Source organism: Micromonospora sp. NPDC049004 (assembly GCF_040649315.1).
Classification (GTDB): Bacteria; Actinomycetota; Actinomycetes; order Mycobacteriales; family Micromonosporaceae; genus Micromonospora.
The window spans coordinates 351126-374440 of record NZ_JBEZFG010000007.1 but is presented as its reverse complement, the minus strand read 5'-3'; the positions used below and the strand labels follow the sequence as shown (position 1 = coordinate 374440).

Here is a 23315-nt window from a genome sequence, read left to right as displayed (position 1 = left end):
CACGCGTTCCCGCCGGAGCGTGGTCACATCCTCGCTGATCCGGAGATCTGACGAGTGTTCCCGGCCCGGCCGCCACGAGCTGTCGTTCCGGGGGCCGATGGAGGCGACGGTGCCTGACGAGCGACCTTCCGCGGAAGGCCCGGCCACTTTTCGCGAAGTGTTCGCCCAGCGCGAGTTCCGGGTTGTCTTCACGGCCGGGGCTCTGTCCTGGGTCGGTGACTACGTCGCCAAGGCCGCCGTCACCCTGCTCGTCTATCAGCAGACCAGGTCCGTCGCGCTCTCCGCCGCCGCGTTCGCGGTCAGCTACCTGCCGTGGCTGCTGGGGGGCCCGCTGCTCGCCGCCCTGGCCGAGCGGCATCCGTACCGCCGGGTGATGGTGGCGTGCGACGTGATCCGGATGGCGCTGATGCTGCTCATCGCCGTCCCCAACCTGCCGGTTCCGGCGCTGCTGGTGCTCATCTTCGCCGCCACGTTGGCCAATCCGCCGAGCCAGGCCGCGAAGTCCGCGCTGATGCCGCAGATCCTCGCCGGGGACCGGCTGGTGGTCGGGTTGTCGCTGAACGCCAGCATCGGTCAGGCGGCCCAGGTCGTCGGCTACCTGCTCGGTGCCGCCGTCGCCTCGATCAACCCGACGGTCGCACTGCTGTTCAACGCGGCCACGTTCGGCCTCTCGGCGCTGCTGGTCCGCGTCGGCGTGCGGAACCGGCCGGCGACGATGACCATCGCGCACCGCTCCCACCTGCTCCGGGAGACCGCTCAGGGGTTCCAGATCGTGTTCGGCACCCCGGTGCTGCGGGCCATCGCGGTGCTGGTGTTCAGCGCGCTGCTGTTCTCGATCATCCCGGAGGGGCTGGCCGCCGCCTGGGCCAACAAGGGCTCCCACGGTGGCATGGACGCGGGCACCGCGCAGGCGGTGATCATGGTCGCCAACCCGGTGGGCTACGTCCTGGGTGGGCTGCTGGTGAGCCGGCTGTTCGGCCCGACCCGCCGCCTGAGCCTGATGCGACCCCTCGCGGTGTTCTCCCCGCTGGTGCTGGTGCCGGCGCTGTTCGATCCGCCACCGCTGGTGGTGGCGTTGCTGGCCGCCCTGTGCGGGTTCGCGGTCGCCGGGATGATGCCGATGGCCAACGGGCTCTTCGTCCAGGCGCTGCCGGACGGGTTCCGGGCCCGCGCGTTCGGTGTGATGGCCACCGGCGTCCAGGTCATCCAGGGTTTCGCGGTGCTGGTCACCGGGCTGCTCGCCGAGCGGTTCTCCATCCCGGTGGTGGTCGGGGTCTGGAGCGCCGCTGGAGTGGTGCTGATGACGATCGTCGCCCTGCGCTGGCCGGACAGGCAGACGGTGGACGACGCCATAGCCAAAGCCGCCGCGGCCAACGCCGACCCGAGCCCCGGTCGGGGCGCCACCGTCGCCGACGGCACGCCGGCCGGCGCCGGCCGCCGGCCCGCCGACGGCCACCGCCGGCACGCGGTCACCTGATCCACGGCGTGAGCCGGCGCACGGCCTCCGGGTCGGGTCGGCGGCCGAGGCACCTGGCAGGATGGAACGGTGAACCCCGCAGGTGAATCCGACAGTCCCGAAGCGTCGATGACCCTCTTCGAGGCGGTCGGCGGCGAACCCACCTTCCGCCGGCTGGTGGACGAGTTCTATGTCGGCGTCGCCACCGATCCGCTGCTGCGACCCATGTATCCGGAGGAGGACCTGGGCCCGGCGGCCGACCGGCTGACCCTGTTCCTGATGCAGTACTGGGGCGGGCCGAACACGTACTCCGCGCAGCGCGGGCACCCCCGGCTGCGCATGCGGCACGCGCCGTTCCGGATCGGCGTTGCCGAGCGGGACGCCTGGCTGCGGCACATGCGCCAGGCGGTCGACCGGCTCGACCTGGAGCCGCAGCTCGCCGCCGCCCTCTGGGACTATCTGGAGCGGGCCGCGTTCTTCATGGTCAACGTCATGGAGGACCCGGCCGAGCGCGCCTGACGGCGCGTTCCGGCACGGACGCCGCGGGGCGCCTCAGAGCAGGGCGCCCTCGTCGTGCAGCCAGTCCACGAAGCTGGCGGCCACCGCCGCGCCGCAGTCGAGCATCTCGACCAGCAGAGCGTCGTGGGTGCCGGCACCCAGCGGAACCTGCAACTCGGCGTAGATCGGCAGCTGCCCGCGCTCGGTCGGGTCGCCGATGTACGCCTTGCAGAAGCGGCGGGTGTGGTTCCACTCGTTGACCACCCGATAGGCCCGGTCGGCCCAGTCCGGCGGAACCGTGGCGTGCGGGCGGGCCCGCATCACCAGGATCTCGTCCTCGGGGCCTTCGAGGGTCACCAGCACGGCGTGCCGCTCCCACATGGCCAGCAGGTTGCCGTCGCCGTCGGCCAGGTAGCGCACGTCGAGCAGGTCGAGTGCGTCACAGACACGGCGCAGGCTCACCGGCTCGATTGTCGCCGGCATCTCGGTCAGGACGGGACGGTCGCTGCCGGGGCAGTCGTCCCCCGGTTGGCGAGGACTCGGCGGGCCGACCCGGACCGCGCTCTCCACTGTGATCCCGCTTCGGGTTTCCGGATCGCCGCCGTCGGCGGGACCGGGGCGCCATGACCACCACGGCATCGCTCGTCGCACCTCACTCCCCAGCGGATCCAGCCGCCTACGGTGCGTTGGATCCGAGGATGGACGGTACCCGGACAGCCGGGTTGAAGCACCCCCCCAACGACCGCACCGGCCCAGAAGAATGAGCAGGGGTCAGCCGTTCGGACGAGTAGCGAGGGGTGTCACGGCAAGGTCGGTGGCCTTCTGCAACCAGGCCGCTCCGTATGGTCCCACCAGGCCCACCCAACGGCCCGCCACCCGCACCTGGACCTCGGAGCGACCGCCAGGCCCGGCCGGCTCGTCGACCGCGCCGAGGAAGCCCATCCGGACCAGCCCCTGCACGAGCCGCTGCGACACCTCGACGGCGGGGCCCGGCGGATCGTCCGGCGTGACCAGGACGGCCACGTGGTCGAGCAGCGCGTCGCGAAGCGCGCGCTGACCCACCGCGCGGCCCGCCACCCCCTGCTCGCTCGCGGTGCGCAGGGTGCCCGCCGCCGCGTCGGCGATCCGCCGCACCTCGACGGCCGGCAGCACCTCCACCGGCTCGCTGCGCACCGGTGGCAGCGGCCAGCGCCACTGCGCGTCGCGGCGGGCCGGCAGCGTCGCCCCACCGCGTTCCAGTTCGGCAAGCAGGTCGGCGGCGCCCACTGTGACGTCACCGGCGGCCGCTCCGGCGACCGTCCGGGCCACCAGCACCTGCCAGGGCAGCCGGGCGAACAGCGCGACCCGGCCGGAAGCGCCGGCCGGCCGCAGCCGGACCGGCGCCCTCGGGTCCAGCCGGACCAGCCGGGCCAGGAACGCACCCGCGTCGGCCACGCCGGTCAGGCCGTGCCCGGACGGTGACGCCGCGACGCGGTCCGGGCCGGCGGTGCCCGGCCGAGTCACGCGCCGCCGCCCTGCGGGGCGTACGTGAGCAGGAAGTCCCGCTCCTCGGTGGTGATCCGCCGGGGCACCTGGCGGGTCAGGTCGAACGGCACCAGCACCGAGCGGGCCCGGCTGGCGAGCACGTCGCCGTCGTACAGCTCGTACGCGACGGTGAACCGCGATGCCTTGATCTCCTCCACCCACAGCTCGATGCGGACGGTGGGCGCGGCCTCCGCGGTGGCCCGACCCAGCGCGTAGTCGACCGGGCGCAGGTAGTCGACCTCGTGCCGACGGATCACGACGCCGTCGGCGAACGAGCCCACTCCCCAGGCCCGGCCGCCGGCGAACATCAACGCCACCCGCGCCTCCTCGTAGAGCGTGAGGAAACGCGAGTTGTTGACGTGGCCGTACGCGTCCAGGTCGGACCAGCGCAACGTGCAGTGGTAGACGAACCGGTCGGACATCAGTCGCGGGTCAGCTTGCGGTAGGTCACCCGGTGCGGCCGGGCAGCCTCCGCGCCGAGGCGGTCGATCTTGTTCTTCTCGTACGCCTCGAAGTTGCCCTCGAACCAGAACCACTTGGCCGGGTCCTGGTCGTCGCCCTCCCAGGCCAGGATGTGCGTGGCGACCCGGTCCAGGAACATCCGGTCGTGGGAGATGACCACGGCGCAGCCGGGGAACTCCAGCAGGGCGTTCTCCAGGCTGGAGAGCGTCTCCACGTCCAGGTCGTTGGTCGGCTCGTCGAGCAGGATGACGTTGCCGCCGATCTTCAGGGTCAGCGCCAGGTTGAGCCGGTTGCGCTCGCCGCCGGAGAGCACCTTTGTCGGCTTCTGCTGGTCCGGGCCCTTGAAGCCGAACGCGGCGATGTACGCCCGCGACGGCATCTCGACCTTGCCCACCATCAGGTAGTCCAGCCCGTCGGAGACGACCTCCCAGACGGTCTTGTCGCCGTCGAGGCCCTGCCGGTTCTGGTCGACGTACGACAGCGAGACGGTGGGGCCGACCCGGACCTCGCCGCCGGTCGGCTCCTCGAGCCCGACGATGGTCTTGAACAGCGTGGTCTTGCCGACGCCGTTCGGGCCGATGATGCCGACGATGCCGTTGCGGGGCAGCGAGAACGACAGGTTGTCGATCAGCAGCCGGTCGCCGAAGCCCTTGCTGAGGCCGTTCGCCTCGATCACCGTGCTGCCCAGGCGCGGGCCCGGCGGGATCTGGATCTCCTCGAAGTCCAGCTTGCGGGTCTTCTCCGCCTCGGTGGCCATCTCGTCGTACCGGTCCAGGCGGGCCTTGGACTTGGTCTGGCGGGCCTTGGCGTTGGAGCGGACCCACTCCAGTTCCTCGGTGAGGCGCTTCTTCATCTTGGCGTCGCGGCGACCCTCGACGGCGAGCCGGGCGGCCTTCTTCTCCAGGTAGGTGGAGTAGTTGCCCTCGTACCCGATGGCCCGGCCGCGGTCCAGCTCCAGGATCCAACCGGCGACCTTGTCCAGGAAGTACCGGTCGTGGGTGATCGCCATGACGGTGCCGGCGTACTTGGCCAGGTGCTGCTCCAGCCAGGAGACGCTCTCCGCGTCCAGGTGGTTGGTGGGCTCGTCGAGCAGCAGCAGGTCGGGCGCCTCCAGCAGCAGCTTGCAGAGCGCGACGCGGCGGCGCTCGCCACCGGAGAGCTGGGTCACGTCGGCGTCCGGCGGCGGGCAGCGCAGGGCGTCCATGGCGAGTTCGAGCTTGGAGTCGATGTCCCACGCGTCGGCGTGGTCCAGCTCCTCCTGGAGCCGGCCCATCTCCTCCATCAGCTCGTCGGAGTAGTCGGTAGCCATCTGCTCGGCGATCTTGTTGAACCGCTCCAGCTTGGCCTTGGTCTCGGCGACCGCCTCCTCGACGTTGCCGAGGACGGTCTTGGCGTCGTTGAGCGGGGGTTCCTGGGCGAGCATGCCGACGGTGTAGCCGGGCATCAGCCGGGCCTCGCCGTTGCTCGGCTTGTCCAGCCCTGCCATGATCTTGAGGAGGCTGGACTTACCGGCGCCGTTCGGGCCGACCACACCGATCTTGGCGCCCGGCAGGAAGCTCAGCGTCACGTTGTCGAGCACGACCTTGTCGCCGTGCGCCTTGCGCGCCTTTTCCAGGACGTAGATGTACTGGGCCACGGTGCGGGCTACCTCCGTCGGTTTGCTGTCGCCTGAGTCGGCGGCGCGGCGCGGGCTGGGACCTGCACCCGCCGCCGCCGGCCGGGAGCCGGCCGCGCGCACGCCATCGTCAATCCTGACAGGTACGGCGCGCTTCGCCCACATCACCCCGCCCGAGGAGTACGACGGCGGCGGCTGTCGACAAGATCACCGTTAGGATTCGGCGCTGGCGAGGCGGGTAGGAGACTCCGGCACGGGGCACAAGACGCCGCAGCTACGCTCAGTACGCTCATCGCGGTGGACCCGTCAGCACCCGGAGGTGGCCGATCGTGACCGTCCGTAGCTCCTTTGTCGTAGTGGCGAACCGTCTGCCGGTCGACGAGGTGAGCACACCCGAGGGACGGCAGTGGCGACGCAGCCCCGGCGGGCTGGTCACCGCGCTGCATCCCGTGCTCGCCGAACACCAGGGCACCTGGGTCGGCTGGGCCGGCGGCACCGGCGCCGCCCCCGAGCCGTTCGACCTGGAGGGCATCCGGCTGCACCCGGTCCCGCTCAGCGCCGAGGAGTTGGAGCGCTACTACGAGGGCCAGTCGAACGCGACGATCTGGCCGCTCTACCACGACGCGGTGGAGACACCCGCGTACAAGCGGCGCTGGCGGGAGGCGTACCGCCTGGTCAACGCCCGGTTCGCGGAGGCCGCCGCGGACGTGGCGGCCGAGGGCGCGACGGTCTGGGTGCAGGACTACCAGCTTCAGCTGGTCCCGGCGATGCTCCGCGAGCTGCGTCCGGACCTGCGGATCGGTTTCTTCCTGCACATCCCGTTCCCGCCGATCGAGTTGTTCATGCAGATGCCGTTCCGCACCGAGATCCTGCGGGGTCTGCTCGGCGCTGACCTGGTGGGCTTCCAGCAGCGGCTGGCCGCGCAGAACTTCGTTCGGCTGGCCCGGCACCTGCTCGGGCTGCGCTACGAGGGGCAGATGATCCAGGTCGACGGTCGGCAGGTGAAGGCCGGCGCCTTCCCGATCTCCATCGACACGCAGGAGATGGAACGGATGGCCGCCGACCCGGCGATCCAGGCGCGGGCCAAGCAGATCCGCGCCGAGCTGGGCGACCCGAAGACGATCATCCTGGGCGTGGACCGGCTGGATTACACCAAGGGCATCGAGTTGCGGCTCAAGGCCTTCCGCGAGTTGCTCGCTGACGGAAAGTTGACAGTTCCGGACGCCGTTATGGTGCAGGTGGCCACGCCGAGCCGCGAGCGCGTCGAGCACTACCAGGCACTACGGGTCAAGGTAGAGCGCGAAGTTGGTCGGATTAATGGCGAATTCGGCCGAGTCGGCGTGCCGGCCGTGCATTACCTCCATCAGTCGTACAGTCGCAGTGAACTGGCCGCGATGTACGTTGCTGCGGACGTGATGATGGTGACCCCGCTGCGAGACGGTATGAATCTGGTAGCCAAGGAGTACGTCGCATCACGCGCCGACCAGGGCGGTGCGCTCGTGCTCAGCGAGTTCGCTGGCGCCGCAACGGAGCTGCGCCAGGCTTTCCTGTGTAACCCGCACGACCCGGACGCGGTCAAGGACGCCCTGCTCCGGGCCGTGCACGTGGAGAAAACCGAGGCACGCCGCCGGATGCGGACAATGCAACGTCACCTGCGTACCCACGACGTGGGGCACTGGGCCAAGTCTTTCCTCTCCGAACTCGGAGTTCCCGAGGCGGAGGCCGAGTGAACACGTCCGTCAACGACGGAGCGGCGATCACCACCGGGGTGATGGACCCCGAGTTGCGCTCCGCCATCGGCCGGATCGCCCGGGTTCCGCAGCTCCTGATCGCCTGCGACTACGACGGCACGCTCGCGCCGATCGTGGAGGACCCGAGCACCGCCGTACCGCTGCCCGAGTCGGTGGCGGCGATCCGCGCGCTCGCCGCGCTGCCGCAGACGAGCGTGGCAGTGGTCTCCGGCCGGGCCCTACGGGACCTGGCCGCGCTCTCCCGGCTGCCCAGCGAGGTGCACCTCGTCGGCAGTCACGGCTCCGAGTTCGACATCGGCTTCGTCGAGCGCCTCTCCCCCGAGCTGGTCGCGGTGCGTCAGCAGGTGCGCAACGCGCTGCGGGAGATCGCCGCCGACCACCCCGGCATCCGGCTGGAACGCAAGCCGGCCAGCGTTGCGGTGCACACCCGGGGCGTCGACCCGCAGGTCGCCGCCGCGGCCATCGAGGCGGTCCGCAACGGCCCGGCCACCTTCGACGGCGTCACGGTGACGCAGGGCAAGGAGGTCATCGAGCTGTCCGTGGTGGCCACCCACAAGGGCACCGCAGTCGACCAGCTCCGGACTCAGCTCTCGGCCAGCGCGGTGCTCTTCATCGGCGACGACGTCACCGACGAGAACGCCTTCGGCAACCTGCACGGGCCGGACCTGGGCATCAAGATCGGCCCCGGCGAGACCAAGGCCGGCTTCCGGGTGGCCGAGCCCATCGAGGCCGCCCGCGCGCTCGGGCTGCTGCTGGAGACCCGCCGCCACTGGCTCTTCGGCGAGCGGGCGGTGCCTATCGAGCGGCACTCCATGCTCGCCAACGGTCGTACGGTCGCGCTGCTCACGCCCGAGGCGAAGGTCAGCTGGCTCTGCCACCCCAAGCCGGACTCGGCGGCGATCTTCGCCGACCTGGTCGGCGGCAGCCCCGCCGGCCACTTCAGCGTCGCCCCGGAGCGTGGAGGCATCCCGCTGGGCCAGCGCTACCGCTCGGGCACGATGACCGTCGAGACCCGGTGGTCGGGGCTCACCGTCACCGACTGGCTGGACAAGCCGGCCCGCGAGACGACCCCCGACGGCCCGGCGGTGGTCACCGGCGACTCGACCCTGGTCCGGGTGCTCACCGGCAGCGGTCGGGTCCGGGTGGAGTTCGCCCCGCGCCCCGAGTTCGGTCAGGTCGCCGTGCAGTTGCAGCCGCTCGGCGACGGCCTGCTGGTGCTCGGCTCCAACGAGCCGGTCGCCCTCTACTCCCCCGGGGTCGAGTGGCAGGTCAACAACGACGGCGGATACGAGACCGCCAAGGCGATCGTCGACCTGTCGGCCGCCGGCGGGCAGGTCGTGTTGGAGCTGCGCTTCGGCACGCACAGCCTGGAGCACCACCGGGTGCCGATCCACGAGCGGCAGGCCGCGGCCGAGCAGCCGTGGAAGGACTGGGTGGCCTCGCTGCGGCTGCCGTCCACCTCCCGCGACCTGGTGGCCCGCAGCGCGCTCACCCTGCGCGGCCTCTGCCACGAGACGACCGGCTCGATCCTGGCCGCGGCGACCACCTCTCTCCCCGAGGAGCTGGGCGGCGTCCGCAACTGGGACTACCGCTACTGCTGGCTGCGCGACGCAGCGCTGACCGCCCGCGCGCTTGTCGACCTCGGGTCCATCGACGAGGCCGAGGCGTTCCTGCGCTGGGTCGACGGCTGCATCGAGCGCACCGGCGGTCACCCGGAGCGGCTGCACCCGCTCTACACGATCGACGGTTACGAGCTGGGCGCCGAGGCGGTCATCGACACGCTGCCCGGGTACGCCGGCTCCCGGCCGGTCCGGGTCGGCAACCTCGCCAACCACCAGCTCCAACTCGACGTGTTCGGCCCGATCGCCGACCTGATCGCGGCGGTCGCCGACGCGCGCGGCTCGGTCCGCGACGACGAGTGGCGGGTCCTGGAGAACATGGTCGAGGCGGTCCGCCGCCGTTGGCACGAGCCCGACCACGGCATCTGGGAGGCGCGGCTGCCACCCCGGCACCACGTCTTCTCCAAGGTGATGTGCTGGATGACAGTCGACCGGGCGCTGCACGTGATGCGCCAGCACGGCGGCGAGGACCGGCCGGAGTGGAAGGACCTGCGCGACCGGATCGGCGCCAACGTGCTGGAGCACGGCTGGCACGACGACGTCGAGGCGTACAGCGTCGCGTACGGGGACGAGGACATGGACGCCTCGTCGCTCTGGATCGGCCTCTCCGGCCTGCTCCCGGGTGACGACCCGCGCTTCCTGTCCACCGTCCTGAAGATCGAGGCGGACCTGCGCAGCGGCCCGGTCGTCTACCGCTACCACTGGGACGACGGCCTGCCCGGGCGTGAGGGCGGTTTCCACATCTGCACGGCGTGGCTGATCGAGGCGTATCTGCGCACCGGCCGCCGCACCGACGCCGAGGAACTGTTCGCGCAGATGGTGCTCACCGCCGGCCCGACCGGCCTGCTCCCCGAGCAGTACGACCCGCTCGCCGAGCGCGGTCTGGGCAACCACCCGCAGGCGTACAGCCACCTCGGGCTGATCCGCTGCGCCCTGCTGCTGGACAACATGCTCAAGCAGTAACTGTTCTTCACTACGACGACGGGCCGGAGCAGCGCTGCTCCGGCCCGTCGTCGTAGTGGCCGGTGCCGCGCCACGGTCTGACCGCGTCGACGGCGCCGGTCACCCGAGCGCCGCCGTCACCACCCTCGCGCCCGCCACCCCCTGCGGACCAGTCGGTCCCTGCCGTCCGCAGCATCCGAAGGGTCCGCTCCACCCGGGGCCGCGAAGCACCTGCGTGGAGCGTGCCGCCGGTCACCGGTCGAGGGCACCCACCACGTCGCCGACCACCACGACGGCCGGCGGACGGAGGTCGGCCGCCAGCGTGTCGGCGGCGACCGTCGCGAGGGTCGCGCGGAGCACGCGCTGGGCGCCCGTCGTGCCCTCCTGGACGACGGCGGCCGGTGTCTGCGGCGGCCGGCCGTGCGCGATCAGGGTGGCCGTGATGGCGGCCAGGTTCTTCAGCCCCATCAGGATCACCAGGGTGCCGCGCAGGCCCGCGAGGGCGTCCCAGCGCACCAGCGAGGCCGGCGAGTCGGGTGCCACGTGCCCGGAGACGACGGTGAACTCGTGCGCCACCCCCCGATGGGTGACCGGGATCCCGGCCGCCGCGGGCGCAGCGATCGAGCTGGTCACTCCCGGAACGACGGTCACCGGCACGCCGGCCTCCGCACACGCGAGCAACTCCTCGCCGCCGCGGCCGAAGACGTACGGGTCGCCGCCCTTGAGCCGGACCACCACCGCGCCGGCCAGGGCACGGTCGACCAGGATCCGGTTGATCTCCTCCTGGGCCCGGGACGGGCCGTAGGGGATCTTCGAGGCGTCCACCAGCTCGACGTCGGCGCGGAGTTCGTCCAGGAGCAGACCGGGCACCAACCGGTCGGCGACCACCACGTCGGCCTCGGTGAGCAACCGCCAGCCCCGTACGGTGATCAGCTCCGGGTCTCCCGGCCCCGCCCCGACCAGCGCCACCCGCCCGGCTGTCGCACCGGTAGTGGCCTCGACGTCGGGGCGGGCCCGGGTGGGCGCGGTGTCGCGCACGGCGAGCAGGTCGCGGATGGCATCGCGGACGGTCATCGCGCGGCGGGGGTCTCCGCCTCCGAGCACCGCCACGGTGACCGGGCCGTGTCGGGTCACCGCCGGCGTCCAGGCTGTGGCGGCGGTCCGGTCGTCAGCCCGGACGCAGAAGATCCGCCGCTCGGCGGCGACGGCGCTCACCGCAGCCGCCGCCATCGGATCGTCGATGGCCACCTGGACCAGCCAGGCCCCGTCCAGGTCCTCGGGCACGAACCGGCGCGGCACCCAGTGCAGCCGGCCCGCGTCCACCCGGGCCCGTAGCGCCGGGGTCAGCTCCGGGGCCACCAGCAGGACGTCCGCGCCGGCATCCAGCAGCGCCGGCACCCGCCGGGTGGCGACCGCGCCCCCGCCCACCACGACCACCCGCCGGCCGTCGAGCCGCAGACCAAGGGGGTACGGGCTGGCGCTCATCCGGCGCCACCCGACCGACCGCCGAACGTGGTCACTTCTCGGCCACCCCGGCGGAGTCGAAGGTGGCCACGTCGTGCAGCACGCGGACCGCCCCGGTGACCACGGGCAGCGCCAGCAGCGCGCCGGTGCCCTCGCCGAGGCGCAGTCCCAGGTCGATCAGCGGGTCGAGGCCGAGGTGGCGCAGCGCCACAGTCGCGCCCGGCTCGGCCGAGCGGTGCCCGGCGACCATGGCCCCGACCGCGTCCGGTGCGAACGCGGCGGCGGCGAGCGCCGCCGACACCGCGATCACACCATCCAGCAGGACCGGCGTACGGCGGGCCGCGGCGCCCAGGATCAGCCCGGCCAGCGCGGCGTGCTCCAGGCCACCGACGGCGGCGAGCACGCCCAGGGGGTCGGCCGGATCGGGCGTGTGCCGGGCCAGCGCGGCCCGCACGACTGCAACCTTGTGGGCGTACGTCGGGTCGTCGATCCCGGTGCCCCGGCCGGTGGAGTCGAGCGCGTCGACGCCGGTGAACGCGGCGATCAGCGCGGCGGCCGGGGTGGTGTTGCCGATGCCCATGTCCCCGGTGAGCAGGATGCCCGCCCCGGCGTCGATCAGCTCGTCGGCGATCCGGATGCCTGTCGACACCGCGGCCAACGCCTCGTCCCGGGTGAGCGCGGCGGTCACCGTGAGATCCCGGGTGCCCCGGCGCACGGAGGCGGCGACCAGTCGGGGCGCGGACGCGTCGACCGGCCCGGAAGCCTCGGGGACGGGCAGCGGGTTGGCCACCCCGACGTCGACAACCGTGACCGAGGCGCCGGCCTGGCGGGCGAACGCGTTGACGACCGCGCCGCCGGCCAGGAAGTTGCCGATCATCTGCGCGGTGACCTCCTGCGGCCACGGGCTGACCCCCTGGGCGTGCACCCCGTGGTCGCCCGCGAAGATCGCCACGGCCGCCGGCTCGGGCACCGGCGGTGGGCAGACCCCGGCCAGCCCGGCGAGGCGTACCGACAGATCCTCCAGCAGGCCCAGCGAGCCCGCCGGCTTGGTCAGCCGGCCGTGCAGCTCGCGGGCGGCGGCCATCGCCGCCTCGTCGAGTGGCCGGATGGCCGAAATCGTGGTCTCCAGCATCATGCCTCCATGGTCTCGCGCAGCACCTCGATGAACGCGTCGGTGGTGTTTCGGTCGCGTACCGCGACGCGCAGCCAGTCCGGGCCGAGCCCGGGGAAGGTGTCGCCCCGGCGTACCGCCCAGCCCCGATCGCGCAGGCCCTCCCGGACCCGGTTCGCGTCGGGCAGGTGCAGCAGGACGAACGCGCTGGCCGGACGCCCCGCGACGCGTACGCCCGGCAGGTCGGCCAGGCGCGCGACCAGGTGGTCGCGGTCGGCGGCGAGGTCGGCGGCGATCGCGCGTTCGGCCTCGACCGCGACTGCGGTGGCGCAGGCCGCGGCGGCGGCCAGCGCGGGCGTGGAGACGGCCCACAGCGGCTGCACGGCGGCCAGGCGGGCCAGCAGCTCCGGGGCGCCGAGCAGGTAGCCGATCCGCAGGCCGGCCAGGCCCCACGTCTTGGTGAGGCTGCGCAGGACGAGCAGGCCGGGCAGATCCCGCCGCTGGGCCAGCGACTCCGGCTCGCCGGAGTGCGCACCGCCGGTGGTGTCCGCGAACGCCTCGTCGACCACCAGCACCCGACCCGGGCGGGCCAGCGCGGCCACCGTCCGCGCGGGGTGCAGCACCGAGGTGGGATTCGTCGGGTTGCCGATCATCACCAGGTCGGCGTCGTCGGGCACCACTGACGGATCGAGCTGGAACCCGTCGGCCGGGTCCAGCAACACCCGCTCGACCGGATGACCGGCGGCCCGTAGCGCCGCCTCCGGCTCGGTGAACTGCGGGTGCACCACCACGGGTCGGCGAATGCCCCGCAACGCCTGGGCGATCAGCACGAAGCCCTCGGCGGCGCCGGCGGTGAGCAGTACCTCGTCCGGGTGACGCCGGTGCCGGGCGGCGACGGCGGCGCGGGCCGGCGCCGGGTCGGGGTAGCGGGCCAGGTCGGTGAGGGTGGCGGCGATCGGATCAGCCAGCCAGGCCGGCGGCGGCGCCTGGCGGACGTTGACGGCGAGGTCGATCAGACCGGCGCCCACCTCGGCGTCCCCGTGGTGCGCGAGGTCCGGCTCGGCCCCGGTGGGCGGGGCGACGGCCTCGAACTGATCACGCATGTCCGCGATCCTGCCGGGAAGGTGGCCGGCGGGACAGTCACTGTCGGCGTAAGCCATGTCACCACCTCACGGGTTTATGAGTTCTTCTCATGTACGAATCGGAAATGTCATAACTTGGCCACGTGAGCACCCGACCCCTTGCTGCCGCTGGTCGACTCGTCCCTCTTCTCCGCGCCGGGCTCATCGCCGGCATCGTGATCGCCGCCGTCGCGTACCCGGTGGTCGCCTTCACCGGGCTCGGCGCGAAGGCCACCGCGCACGCCACGGAGCAGAAGACCAGACTGCTGACCACCGCCCTGCCCGCCGAGACCTCCTACCTCTACGCCCCGGACGGCAAGACCGTGCTGACCATGTTCTACGAGGAGTACCGGCAGTACACGAAGCTGTCGGACATGTCGCCGAACATCCAGCAGGCGATCGTCGCCGCCGAGGACAACCGCTTCTACCAGCACCACGGCGTCGACCCGAAGGGCGTCGCCCGCGCCTTCGTGTCCAACGCCCGCTCCGGCGGCTCCCAGGGCGCCTCGACGCTGACCATGCAGTACGTCCGGATGGCCCTGCGGGACAGCGCGACCACCCCCAAGGAGGTCCAGGAGGCCACCCAGCAGACCAGCCTGCGCAAGGTCAAGGAGATGCGCATGGCGCTGGACCTGGAGAAGGAGATGAGCAAGGAGCAGATCCTCGAGCGCTACCTGAACTCCGCGTACTTCGGCCACCGGGCGTACGGCATCTACGCCGCCAGCGAGATCTTCTTCTCCAAGACCCCGAAGGACCTCACCCCGGTCGAGGCGGCCACCCTCGCCGGGCTGGTCAAGTCCCCCTCCGAGTACGACCCGGCCGACACCGACCAGAAGGACGCCACCGGGCGGCGCAACTACGTACTGGACCGGATGAGTCAGCTCGGCTACCTCTCCCCCGACTCGGCCGCCGCCGCGAAGACCGAGCCGATCCGGCTGAAGCTCACCACCCCGCCGAGTGACTGCGCCTCGCTCATCGAGAAGTACCGGAGCTGGGGCTTCGCCTGCGACTACCTGAAGAACTGGTGGAGCTCGCAGCCCGCGTTCGGGGCCAACCGGCTGGAACGGATGGACAAGCTGCGTCGGGGCGGCTACCGCATCGTGCTCAGCCTCGACCCCAAGATCCAGGAGGCGGCCGAGAAGAACGTCGGCGCCAAGGAGGGCACCGGCAGCCCGTTCGCCAACGGGATCGTGGTCTCCGAGCCGGGGACCGGGCGCGTGAAGGCGATGGCGGTGAACCGGAACTACTCCCTGGACCTGGCCGACAACCCACCCAGCTCCAACCCCGAGGCCGGACCCAAGGTGAAGGCCAACTATCCGAACACCGTGGCGCCGCTGCTCGGCGGCGGCGACCTGCCGGGCTACCAGGCCGGGTCGACGTTCAAGATGTTCCCGATGCTGGCCGCGCTGGACTCGGGGATGACGCTGTCCACCTCGTTCAACGCCCCGTACCGCTACAAGTCGTCGGTCTACGACGGCTGGGCGCCCTCCAACGCCAGCGGCGCGATGACCGGACAGCAGACCATGTGGTCCGGCTTCGGCAAGTCCGTCAACACGTACTTCGTGTGGCTGGAGGAAAAGGTCGGCGCAGACCGGGCGGTCCGGCTGGCCGAACAGCTCGGGCTGCGCTGGCGCACCGACGTCGACCGGGAACAGGCGTCCCCGGGCAAGGCCAAGAAGTGGGGCGCGTTCACCCTGGGCGTCTCCGACGCCACACCGCTGGAGATGGCGAACGCCTACGCCGCAGTGGCGGCCGACGGCCGCTACTGCGAGGCGATCCCGGTACAGGCGATCATGAACCGGGACGGCACCCCGGCCACGTACGCCACCCCGGGCGGTCTGCACCGCGAGGTCGCCAAGCCGCGCTGCCGGCAGGTGGTCAGCGCCGACGCGGCGAGGGCGGCCACCGACGCCGCCCGCTGCCCGACCGGGGACACTCCGGCACGCGGCGGCTGCGGCGGCTGGTCAACCGCCGACAGCGTCCGGGGCACGGTCGGCCGCCCGGTCGCCGGCAAGACCGGCACCACCGACAGCACCCGGTCCGCCTGGTTCGTCGGCTACACCCCGGAGCTGGCCGCGGCGAGCTTCATCTCCGACCCGGACAACCCGTTCAACGCCGTCGGTGACGGGCAGTCCCAGATCCCGATCGCGGCGGTGGCCGAGACACTGCGCGACGGCCTGAAGGGCACACCGACCCGACAGTTCACGCCACCGTCGGACGCCATCGTCGGATGACGACGCGGATCAGCGCAGATCCGCCGCCACGAACGACCACAGTTCGAGGTCGACCCGTCCACCGCCGACGAAACCGGCGTTGCGCAGCAGCCCCTCGTAGCTGAAGCCGGCCTTCTCGGCGACCCGGCGGGACGCCAGGTTTCCCGGCGCCACCCGCAGCTCGACCCGCTGGAAGCCGTGCTCCAGGATCAACGCGATGGCCACCGCGTCCACCGCCTCGGCGGCCAGGCCGAAGCCCCGCGCGTGGGGGGCCATCGCATAGGAGATCTCGGTGAGCCGGGCGCCCCAGTCGGTGCGCCGCGTCCAGAGGGAGCCGACCACCTGGTCGTCCTCCCGGCGGACCACCGCGTAGTGGTCGCCCTCGCCGCTGTCGCGTCGCTGCCGGGCCAGATCCGTGCACCAGGCGTGCCCGTCGATCGGGCCGGAGTCGTCGGCAAGCGGCAGCCACCTGCGGGTCAGCTTGTCGGCGAAGATCTCCCCGGCCGCCGACGCGTCCGCCGCCGTGAGCCGACGCACCTCGGTGCGCGGGGTGGAGACGGTCAACGCCGGAAACCGGCGGACCGCCAACTCACCGATCACGCGGGCACCACGGGAGTCTGCGCGGGCACCGCCTCGACAGTTGGCTCGCTGGCCGCCGCCGCAACCACCCGGGCGGCGGTCGCCGGGTGCCCCGCCCAGTGCAGGGTGAGCTGCGAGGCGTGCACGTTGCGCCACACGAAACCCTCCGGCGTGCCGCCGTCCCAGCTCCAGGCCGGCCGCTGACCGGCGCGCGGGGTGAGCACCGCCCGGTGCTCCTTGTGCCCGACGACAACAGTGCCGCTCGCGGCGACCACGCTGTCGGTCTGGGCGGTCGCCTCCCGGTAGCCCACCACGAGGCCGTCGCGGCTCACGCCCACCGCGTCCAGCACACCGCACATCGGCAGCCCGTCCAGCTCCCGGGCCAGCCACAGCAGGCCGGCGCCCTCGGCGACCACCGGCCGCCCGGTGCGGGCCAGCTCAGCCACCGCGATGCAGAGCCGCCGGTTGGCCGACAACTGCTCGGCGTACGACTCGGGCAGCGCACCCCCGACGACAAGCGCGCGGGTGCCCACCGGCAGCGCCTCGTCGCGCAGCGGATCGACAGTGACCACCTCGGCGCCGGCGGCGGTCAGCAGCTCCGCGGTCTCCGGGTGGCTGAAGCTGCCACCCGGCCCGCCGGCCAGCGCCACCAGCGGACGCTGCGCCGGGACGACCAGCTCACCGAGCGCCTCCTGCGGCGACCACGCCGCCGCCGGCAGCGGCGGGGCGGAACGGGCCAGGCCGAGCAGCCGCTCCAGGTCGACAGTGGCGGCGACCGCCTCGCCCAGCCGGCGCACCGCACGGCCCGCGTCGGCCGAGGAGTCGACCACCGGCGCCACCCCGTGCCGGCGTGACGGCAGCACGGCCGGCAGGTCCTGGCGACGCAACGCGCCGTAGACCGGCACGCCGACGTCGTCCAGCGCCTCCCGCAGCATCGCCTCGTGCCGCGACGACGCCACCCGGTTGAGGATCACCCCGCCCAGCCACAACTGCTCGTCGTACGAGCGGAAACCGTGCACCAGGGCGGCCACCGACTGGCCCATCGCGGCCACGTCGACCACCAGCACCACCGGACTGCGCAGCGCGGTGGCCGCGGCGGCCGTGGACTCCTGCTCCGGGCGGCCACCGACGGAGTCGTACAGGCCCATGCTGCCCTGCACCACGGCGAGCGCGGCGCCCGCGGCGCCGTGTGCGACGAGCGGGGCGAGCCGGTCGACGCCGACCAGCCGGGGATCGATCACCCGACCGGGCCGACCGGCGGCGAGACCGAGGTACGCGGCGTCGACATGGTCCGGGCCGAGCTTGAACCCGGCGACGTCGACACCCCGCTCGGCCAGTGCGGCGAGCAGCCCGATCGCCAGCGCGTTCTTTCCGTGCCCGGAGGACGGTGCGCTGAGCACCAGGCGCGGCACGACGGTCATCATCGACTCCTCGCGGGCGGCGGCGGGTACGCGACGGACAACCGAAAAGGTCGATCCGTCGGCGTGACGATACCCGTCCGATCCGACGGGCGAGCACCGCCAACCGGGGGTCGGCGGACCGTCCCGGCCCGGTCGCGGTGAGTGGCCCCGGTCATACGGGTAGCCTCGGTGCCGTGTACCGGTTCCTGCTGAGCCCACGCTGGTTGGGCGCCCTCGCGCTGACCCTGGTCGCCGCCGCCGTCATGGTGTGGCTGGGCAACTGGCAGCTGGACCGCTACCGGGGCCGCACCGAGATCAACGAGCGGATCGACGCGGGCGAGCGGATGGCCCCCGGGCCCCTGGCCGACGCGTTCCGCACGCCCACCGGCGGTCCGGGGACCGCCGGCCCGGCCCCCGCGAAGGACAAGGTCTGGACCCGGATCACCGCCACCGGCCGGTACGACACGTCGAACACCGTCCTGGTCCGCGGTCGGACTGTCGACAGCCGGGTCGGCTTCGAGGTGCTCACCCCGCTGGTGCTCGCCGACGGCAGCGCGCTGCTGGTGGACCGGGGCTGGATCCCGCCCGCGCCGGGCGGGGCGACCGCCCAGCCGTCGGTGCCCACCCCGCCGGGCGGCGACGTGACGGTCAGCGGTCGGGTGCACGAGACCGAGAGCGGCGGCGGCGCGGTGGACCGCCGCGACGGCCGGCTGGAGACGCGGCGGATCGCCGTACCGCGGCTGGCCCGCGAGCTGCCCTACCCGGTCTACGGCGGCTACCTGCTGCTGGACGACCAGACCCCGGCCGCCGACCCGGTGTTCAAGGCCGTGCCGGTCGGGCACACCAACAACTGGCAGAACTTCGGTTACGTCGTGCAGTGGTGGCTCTTCGCCGCCATGGCGATCTTCGGCTACGGCTGGGTGGCCCGACGCGAGGCACGGCGGGCCGCCGGGCTCGACCGCCCGAGCACCCCGCTGGACCGGGCGGCCGAGCCGACGCCGAGCGCGTCCGCCTGACCGGGCGGCCCGCCCGGGTCGGCGGGGCCCGTCACCCGCCGGGGCGGCCGGCGTGGATGGCGCGGACCGCGTCGATCGTGTCCGCCTCGGCGGCGGACTTGTCGTCCCGGTAGCGCACCACCCGAGCGAAGCGCAGGGCCATCCCACCCGGATAACGGGTGCTCGTCTGCACCCCGTCGAAAGCGATCTCCACCACCTGCTCCGGGCGGACCCGGACCACCCAGTCGCCGCGTTCCACGGCAAGGTCGAGGAACCGCTCGGTCTGCCAGCGCAGCAGCTCGTCGGTGAGCCCCTTGAACGTCTTGCCGAGCATCACGAAGTCGCCGGTGCGCGGGTCGCGGGCACCCAGATGCAGGTTGGACAACCAGCCCTTGCGCCGGCCGCTGCCCCACTCGACGGCGAGCACCACCAGGTCGAGGGTGTGCCGCGGTTTGACCTTGACCCAGGCGGCCCCGCGCCGGCCGGCGTCGTAGGGGGCGTCCGGGTCCTTGACCACCACGCCCTCCTGGCCGGCGTCGAGCGCGGCGGCGAACGCCGCGCCGGCCTGCTCCGGCCCGTCAACCTCCATGCGCCCCACCAGCAGTGACGCGTCCACCGCGCCGGCGAGCGCGGCCCACCGCTCCCGACCGGGCAGGTCGATCAGATCCTCACCGTCGAGGTGCAGCAGGTCGAAGAAGTACGGGGTGAGCACCGTCGCGCCGGTGCTGGCTGCGGCCGCGAGCACCGCCGGGGCGACCGGAGTGCGCCCGGTGGTGCTCGGGGTGGTGCGCCGGGCAGCCCGGCTGGAGGTCTGCTGGAACGGCAACGGGCGGCCCGTCTCGTCCAGGCCGATCGCCTCGCCGTCGAGCACCAACTCCCGGCCGGGCAGGGCGCGGACCGCCGCGACCACCTCGGGCACCCGGCGGGTGATCTCGTCGAGGCTGCGGGTGAACACGGCGATGTCGGCGCCGGAGCGGTGCACCTGGATGCGGATGCCGTCGAGCTTCACGTCCACCACCGCCGGCGTGCCGGTCGCGGCCAGCGCCTCGTCGACCGAGGGGGCGCTCTGCGCGAGCATCGGCGCCAGCGGCCGGCCGACCTGCAGGCCGAACCCGGCCAGCTCGGCCTCGCCGCCGGCCAGCGCGGCCACCGCCACGGCACGCAGGTCACCGGCGAGCAGCAGGGCCCGACGGACGGTGGCCACCGGTACGTCGGCGGCCCGGGCCACGGCGTCGGCGAGCAGCCCGGCCTGGGCGCCCTGGCGCAGCTCACCGCCGAACAGGCCGGTGAGCAGCCGTTGCTCGTCGGCGGTGGCCGCCGCGTAGAGGCTGCCGAGCAGAGCCCGGCGGCGGGCCTGCGACCCGGCGCCCTGCACGGCGGCGATCTGCGCGATGGCCGCGTCGACGGCTGCCACGGTCAGCGTCGGCTCGGTGGCCGGTGGCGGCAGGTCACGCAGACTCGCGTAGCCCACGCCGGTCTGTCGCTGGCGCAGCTCACCGGCGAGATAGCCGGCGCCGGGCTCCACCTCGGCCGGGTCGAGCCGGCGCAGCGCGTCGGCGAGCAGCTCCACCTTGGCCCGCCGGCCGTTGGTGGCGCCCACGGCGGCGGAGGTGGCCGCCAGGTCGATGAACCGCACGAAGCCCATCCTGCCAGCCACCTCCGACACCGCCCGGGCATTGCCGTGCCCGGGCGGTGTCGGCGCGGTGCCGCAGCCCACGGAGGGCGGCGGGAATCAGGCGGAGACGGGTTCCTCGATGCGCAACCCTCGGGCGCGGACCTCGCCGGCGACCCGGGAGAGCACCGAGTCGAGGGCGACCAGGGCGGCGGACAGCTCACCGAGCTGGTCGTTGAGCGTGTCCTCGGACCACGCGGAGACGTCGACGTCCCCCAGTGCGCTGACGGCGGCCCCCAACCGGGCCATCACCTCGTTCGTACTCATGTTCGAAAGCCTATAGCAATCCCATCGGCGACACGCCGCATACGGGCAGATCAGACGCAAACTCTCCGTTGTCAGGCGGCGGCAGCCGCCACCTTGCCCAGCAGCAGCGCCTCGGCGAGGCACACCCGGGCGAACTCCCCGAGGTGCAGGCTCTCGTTCGGGCCGTGCGCGCGGGCGTGCGGATCCTCGACGCCGGTCACCAGGATCGCCGCCTGCGGGAACATCTCCTGGAACGTGGCGATGAACGGGATCGACCCGCCGATGCCGACGTCCACCGGATCGGTGCCGTCCCAGGCGGCCCGGAACGCCGACCGCGCGGCGTCGAACATCGGCCCGGACGCGTCGATCACACACGGGTCGCCGTCGTGCTCGAAGCTGACCGTCACCTGCGCGCCCCACGGCGCGTGCTTCTCCAGGTGCGCGCGCACCGCCTCGTACGCCCGCTTGGGGTCGTCACCCGGGGCCAGGCGGACGCTGAGCTTCGCCTTCGCGGCCGGGACCAGGGCGTTCGGCGCCTCGCCGGTGGACGGCGCGTCCACGCCGAGCACGGCCAGCGCCGGCTTGGTCCAGATCCGGTCGGTGATCCGGCCGGTGCCGATCAACCGCACGCCCTCGGCCAGCCCTGCCTCGGCCCGGAACCGGTCCTCCGGGTAGTCGACGGTGGCGCCCACCCGGCCAATCAGCCCGTCGACCGCCACGTCACCGGCGTCGTCGTGCAGCGTGGCCAGCAGCCGCACCAGCGTGGTGAGCGCGTCCGGGACCGCCCCGCCGAACATGCCGCTGTGCACGGCGTGGTCCAGCGTGCGCACCTCGACGAAGCAGTTCACGATGCCGCGCAGCGAGGTCGTCAACGCCGGTACGCCGATGTCCCAGTTCGCGGAGTCGGCGATCACGATGACATCCGAGGCGATCTCGTCGCGGTGCTCGACGAGCAGCCGCTCCAGCGAGTCGGAGCCGTACTCCTCCTCGCCCTCGATGAACAGCACCACACCGACCGGCAACGCGTCCCCGTACGCCCGCAGGGCCGCGACGTGCGCCATGATGCCGGCCTTGTCGTCGGCCGCGCCCCGGGCGTACAGGCGGCCGTCGCGCTCGACCGGCTCGAACGGGTCGGACTCCCACAGCGACCGGTCACCGACCGGCTGCACGTCGTGGTGGGCGTAGAGCAGCACGGTGGGCGCACCGGGTGGGGCCGCCCGACGGCCGATCACGGCGGGCTGCCCGCCGGAGCGCACGATGTCGACGTCCAGGCCGCAGCCGCGCAGCAGTTCGGCGACCGCCTCGGCGGAACGCTCCACGTGTGAGTGGTCGAAGCCCTCGAAGGCGATGCCGGGGATGCGGACGAGGCGTTCCAGGTCAGCGCGGACGCCGGGCATCTCCCGCTCGACGGCGGCCCGCACCTCGGACTCGGACATGATCGGTGAGGTCATGACCGGAATCGTATGCTGGCCTTACTCAGGCATGCGGGCCGAGCCCGTACCGTCACCGCCGCTCGCTGGGCCGGAGCCCGCCCGCGCGCCCGGGGCGGCCCGGCCGGCGCGGTGCGCGCGGGCGGCCGCGTCGGTGGCGGCATCCATCCAGGAGCGGGCCCGGCCGGCCGTGCCGCCCACCCACTCGCCGACGTCGCTGGCCCCGTCGCCGAGGCGGCGCAGCAACCCGACCAGCGGGTCGGTGGAACTGCTGAACTCCTCCCGGTACGACTCGGCGGCAGCCTTGATCTCCTCCGAGACGCTTGTCGAGGCGTCGTCGTCGCGGCGCGGATAGTCCCCGGCCAGCACCCGCCCGTACGCCCCGGAGTCGATCCACTGCCGCACCTGCGCGGCCCGCGCCACGGGCGCGGGGTGGGTGCTCCACGCCGTCATCCGGATCTTGTGCAGGCTGTCGCGCAGGTCGCCGCCGCCGGCGTACTCGGCGGCCTGCTCCAGGAAGGCTGTCGTGTCGATCTGCGACAGGTCGCCGCCGCCCGCGAGCTTCATCAGCAGCCGCAGCGCGGCGGCCGGGTCCTGCCCGGCGAGCAGGCCGGCCCGGTCGGCGGACAGCTCCGCCTTGCGCCACCACTCCAGCATCGCCGCGATGATCGCCCGCAGCGCGAACGCGCCCACCGGCAACCAGCTCAGGTTCGCCGCCCACCGGGTGAGGATCATGAGCATGGTCTTGTAGACCGCGTGCCCGCTGCCCACGTGCCCCAACTCGTGGCCGAGCAGGCAGCGCAGCTCGTCCTCGTCGAGCTGCTGCACGCACGCCGAGTTCAGCACGATGAACGGCCGGTCCAGACCGACCGCCTCGGCGCCCAGCCAGGGCGACTGCGTCACGTACAGCTCGGGCAGCTCGGCGACGTCCAGCGCCGCCGCGGCCTCGGTGTAGCGCTGCCACACCGCCGGATACTGCCGGTGATCGACGCGGATGCCGGACGCCAGCACGGACAGCCGGAAACCCCGCTCGTTCCACATGCCGAAGAACGCCCGCACCACGTCGTCGAAACCACGCAACTCGCGCAACGCGACCAGGGCGCCCCGGTCGGCCGGATGCTCCCAGGCCCGCGAGCTGATGCCGGTGAGGGTGATCCGGCGCCGCGCTGGCGCGTCCGCTGCCGTCATGATGGGTCCCCGTTCGCCGTGAGTCCTCG

General features: G+C 73.0%; 20 protein-coding genes. 6 read left to right on the top strand and 14 right to left on the bottom strand.

All coding sequences use genetic code 11. The features are described 5' to 3' along the window. Positions 1-97: 97 nt before the first annotated feature. Both AB0B97_RS22850 and AB0B97_RS22845 read left to right on the top strand, forming a co-directional pair. A complete protein-coding gene (locus tag AB0B97_RS22850) occupies positions 98-1477 on the top strand; it encodes an MFS transporter (RefSeq protein WP_357496184.1) in 1380 nt (459 codons plus the stop codon). A 108-nt stretch (positions 1478-1585) separates the two neighbouring features. Next, positions 1586-1975, top strand: a complete 390-nt coding sequence (locus AB0B97_RS22845; protein WP_357496182.1) for a globin — start codon at positions 1586-1588, stop codon at positions 1973-1975. 33 nt (positions 1976-2008) lie between these two features. On the opposite strand, the gene AB0B97_RS22840 is transcribed toward AB0B97_RS22845, so the two are convergent. The 4 genes from AB0B97_RS22840 to ettA all read right to left on the bottom strand — a co-directional run bounded on the left by AB0B97_RS22840 (position 2009) and on the right by ettA (position 5576). Then, the gene (locus AB0B97_RS22840; protein ID WP_234582140.1) at positions 2009-2593 is read right to left on the bottom strand and encodes a YbjN domain-containing protein; all 585 of its coding nucleotides are present in this window, start codon (positions 2591-2593) and stop codon (positions 2009-2011) included. Between the two features lie 132 nt (positions 2594-2725). After that, the gene (locus AB0B97_RS22835) at positions 2726-3457 is read right to left on the bottom strand and encodes a hypothetical protein (protein ID WP_357496180.1); all 732 of its coding nucleotides are present in this window, start codon (positions 3455-3457) and stop codon (positions 2726-2728) included. After that, positions 3454-3900, bottom strand: a complete 447-nt coding sequence (locus AB0B97_RS22830) for a thioesterase family protein (RefSeq protein ID WP_357496178.1) — start codon at positions 3898-3900, stop codon at positions 3454-3456. Before AB0B97_RS22830 ends, AB0B97_RS22835 begins: the two co-directional genes overlap by 4 nt. Beyond that, positions 3900-5576, bottom strand: coding sequence for an energy-dependent translational throttle protein EttA (gene ettA / locus AB0B97_RS22825; protein WP_234582137.1), 1677 nt, complete (start codon positions 5574-5576; stop codon positions 3900-3902). The genes AB0B97_RS22830 and ettA overlap by 1 nt, the downstream gene beginning before the upstream one ends. Positions 5577-5884: 308 nt before the next feature. Between ettA and AB0B97_RS22820 the strand changes: the two genes are divergently transcribed. After that, complete coding sequence (locus tag AB0B97_RS22820; RefSeq protein WP_030488230.1) at positions 5885-7285, top strand: trehalose-6-phosphate synthase; 1401 nt, start codon at positions 5885-5887, stop codon at positions 7283-7285. Between the two features lie 41 nt (positions 7286-7326). Continuing rightward, on the top strand, positions 7327-9888 hold the full coding sequence (gene otsB, locus AB0B97_RS22815; protein WP_234582173.1) for a trehalose-phosphatase: 2562 nt from the start codon (positions 7327-7329) through the stop codon (positions 9886-9888). Positions 9889-9898: 10 nt separating this feature from the next. Here otsB and AB0B97_RS22810 read toward each other — a convergent pair whose 3' ends face one another. From AB0B97_RS22810 to cobC, 4 genes are read right to left on the bottom strand one after another with little or no spacing between them, the layout of a single operon-like run. Then, positions 9899-10081 (bottom strand): hypothetical protein, encoded by a 183-nt coding sequence (locus tag AB0B97_RS22810; RefSeq protein ID WP_357496176.1) that lies wholly within the window; start codon positions 10079-10081, stop codon positions 9899-9901. A 38-nt stretch (positions 10082-10119) separates the two neighbouring features. After that, positions 10120-11352: a uroporphyrinogen-III C-methyltransferase gene (cobA, locus tag AB0B97_RS22805; protein ID WP_357496174.1), complete on the bottom strand. Its 1233-nt coding sequence runs from the start codon at positions 11350-11352 to the stop codon at positions 10120-10122. Between the two features lie 31 nt (positions 11353-11383). Next, the gene (gene cobT / locus AB0B97_RS22800; protein WP_357496269.1) at positions 11384-12463 is read right to left on the bottom strand and encodes a nicotinate-nucleotide--dimethylbenzimidazole phosphoribosyltransferase; all 1080 of its coding nucleotides are present in this window, start codon (positions 12461-12463) and stop codon (positions 11384-11386) included. Continuing rightward, positions 12463-13545, bottom strand: a complete 1083-nt coding sequence (gene cobC / locus AB0B97_RS22795; RefSeq protein WP_357496172.1) for an Rv2231c family pyridoxal phosphate-dependent protein CobC — start codon at positions 13543-13545, stop codon at positions 12463-12465. The genes cobT and cobC overlap by 1 nt, the downstream gene beginning before the upstream one ends. Before the next feature lie 122 nt (positions 13546-13667). Between cobC and AB0B97_RS22790 the strand changes: the two genes are divergently transcribed. Further along, entirely contained in the window at positions 13668-15797 is a 2130-nt protein-coding gene (locus AB0B97_RS22790; RefSeq protein ID WP_234582133.1) for a transglycosylase domain-containing protein, read from the top strand. 9 nt (positions 15798-15806) lie between these two features. Here the strand turns inward: AB0B97_RS22790 and AB0B97_RS22785 are convergent, their stop codons facing one another. Both AB0B97_RS22785 and AB0B97_RS22780 read right to left on the bottom strand, forming a co-directional pair. Beyond that, positions 15807-16376, bottom strand: coding sequence for a GNAT family protein (locus AB0B97_RS22785; protein ID WP_234582132.1), 570 nt, complete (start codon positions 16374-16376; stop codon positions 15807-15809). Beyond that, positions 16373-17776, bottom strand: a complete 1404-nt coding sequence (locus AB0B97_RS22780) for a cobyrinate a,c-diamide synthase (protein WP_357496169.1) — start codon at positions 17774-17776, stop codon at positions 16373-16375. Before AB0B97_RS22780 ends, AB0B97_RS22785 begins: the two co-directional genes overlap by 4 nt. Before the next feature lie 173 nt (positions 17777-17949). On the opposite strand from AB0B97_RS22780, the gene AB0B97_RS22775 reads away from it, so the two are divergent. Next, on the top strand, positions 17950-18771 hold the full coding sequence (locus AB0B97_RS22775; RefSeq protein ID WP_357496167.1) for an SURF1 family protein: 822 nt from the start codon (positions 17950-17952) through the stop codon (positions 18769-18771). A gap of 31 nt (positions 18772-18802) precedes the next feature. Here the strand turns inward: AB0B97_RS22775 and AB0B97_RS22770 are convergent, their stop codons facing one another. The 4 genes from AB0B97_RS22770 to AB0B97_RS22755 all read right to left on the bottom strand — a co-directional run bounded on the left by AB0B97_RS22770 (position 18803) and on the right by AB0B97_RS22755 (position 23286). Beyond that, positions 18803-20395: an ATP-dependent DNA ligase gene (locus tag AB0B97_RS22770; protein ID WP_357496267.1), complete on the bottom strand. Its 1593-nt coding sequence runs from the start codon at positions 20393-20395 to the stop codon at positions 18803-18805. Between the two features lie 87 nt (positions 20396-20482). Further along, the gene (locus AB0B97_RS22765; protein ID WP_007464240.1) at positions 20483-20689 is read right to left on the bottom strand and encodes a hypothetical protein; all 207 of its coding nucleotides are present in this window, start codon (positions 20687-20689) and stop codon (positions 20483-20485) included. 71 nt (positions 20690-20760) lie between these two features. Continuing rightward, on the bottom strand, positions 20761-22104 hold the full coding sequence (locus tag AB0B97_RS22760) for a dipeptidase (protein WP_234582171.1): 1344 nt from the start codon (positions 22102-22104) through the stop codon (positions 20761-20763). Positions 22105-22140: 36 nt separating this feature from the next. Continuing rightward, complete coding sequence (locus tag AB0B97_RS22755; RefSeq protein WP_357496165.1) at positions 22141-23286, bottom strand: M48 family metallopeptidase; 1146 nt, start codon at positions 23284-23286, stop codon at positions 22141-22143. Positions 23287-23315: the final 29 nt, after the last annotated feature.

Coding starts and splice junctions, on each gene's coding strand:
- AB0B97_RS22850 (WP_357496184.1), top strand. CDS start 98: ATGGAGGCGACGGTGCCTGACGAGCGACCTTCCGCGGAAGGCCCGGCC.
- AB0B97_RS22845 (WP_357496182.1), top strand. CDS start 1,586: ATGACCCTCTTCGAGGCGGTCGGCGGCGAACCCACCTTCCGCCGGCTG.
- AB0B97_RS22840 (WP_234582140.1), bottom strand. CDS start 2,593: ATGCCGTGGTGGTCATGGCGCCCCGGTCCCGCCGACGGCGGCGATCCG.
- AB0B97_RS22830 (WP_357496178.1), bottom strand. CDS start 3,900: ATGTCCGACCGGTTCGTCTACCACTGCACGTTGCGCTGGTCCGACCTG.
- otsB (WP_234582173.1), top strand. CDS start 7,327: ATGGACCCCGAGTTGCGCTCCGCCATCGGCCGGATCGCCCGGGTTCCG.
- cobA (WP_357496174.1), bottom strand. CDS start 11,352: ATGAGCGCCAGCCCGTACCCCCTTGGTCTGCGGCTCGACGGCCGGCGG.
- cobT (WP_357496269.1), bottom strand. CDS start 12,463: ATGCTGGAGACCACGATTTCGGCCATCCGGCCACTCGACGAGGCGGCG.
- cobC (WP_357496172.1), bottom strand. CDS start 13,545: ATGCGTGATCAGTTCGAGGCCGTCGCCCCGCCCACCGGGGCCGAGCCG.
- AB0B97_RS22780 (WP_357496169.1), bottom strand. CDS start 17,776: ATGACCGTCGTGCCGCGCCTGGTGCTCAGCGCACCGTCCTCCGGGCAC.
- AB0B97_RS22770 (WP_357496267.1), bottom strand. CDS start 20,395: ATGGGCTTCGTGCGGTTCATCGACCTGGCGGCCACCTCCGCCGCCGTG.
- AB0B97_RS22765 (WP_007464240.1), bottom strand. CDS start 20,689: ATGAGTACGAACGAGGTGATGGCCCGGTTGGGGGCCGCCGTCAGCGCA.
- AB0B97_RS22760 (WP_234582171.1), bottom strand. CDS start 22,104: ATGTCCGAGTCCGAGGTGCGGGCCGCCGTCGAGCGGGAGATGCCCGGC.
- AB0B97_RS22755 (WP_357496165.1), bottom strand. CDS start 23,286: ATGACGGCAGCGGACGCGCCAGCGCGGCGCCGGATCACCCTCACCGGC.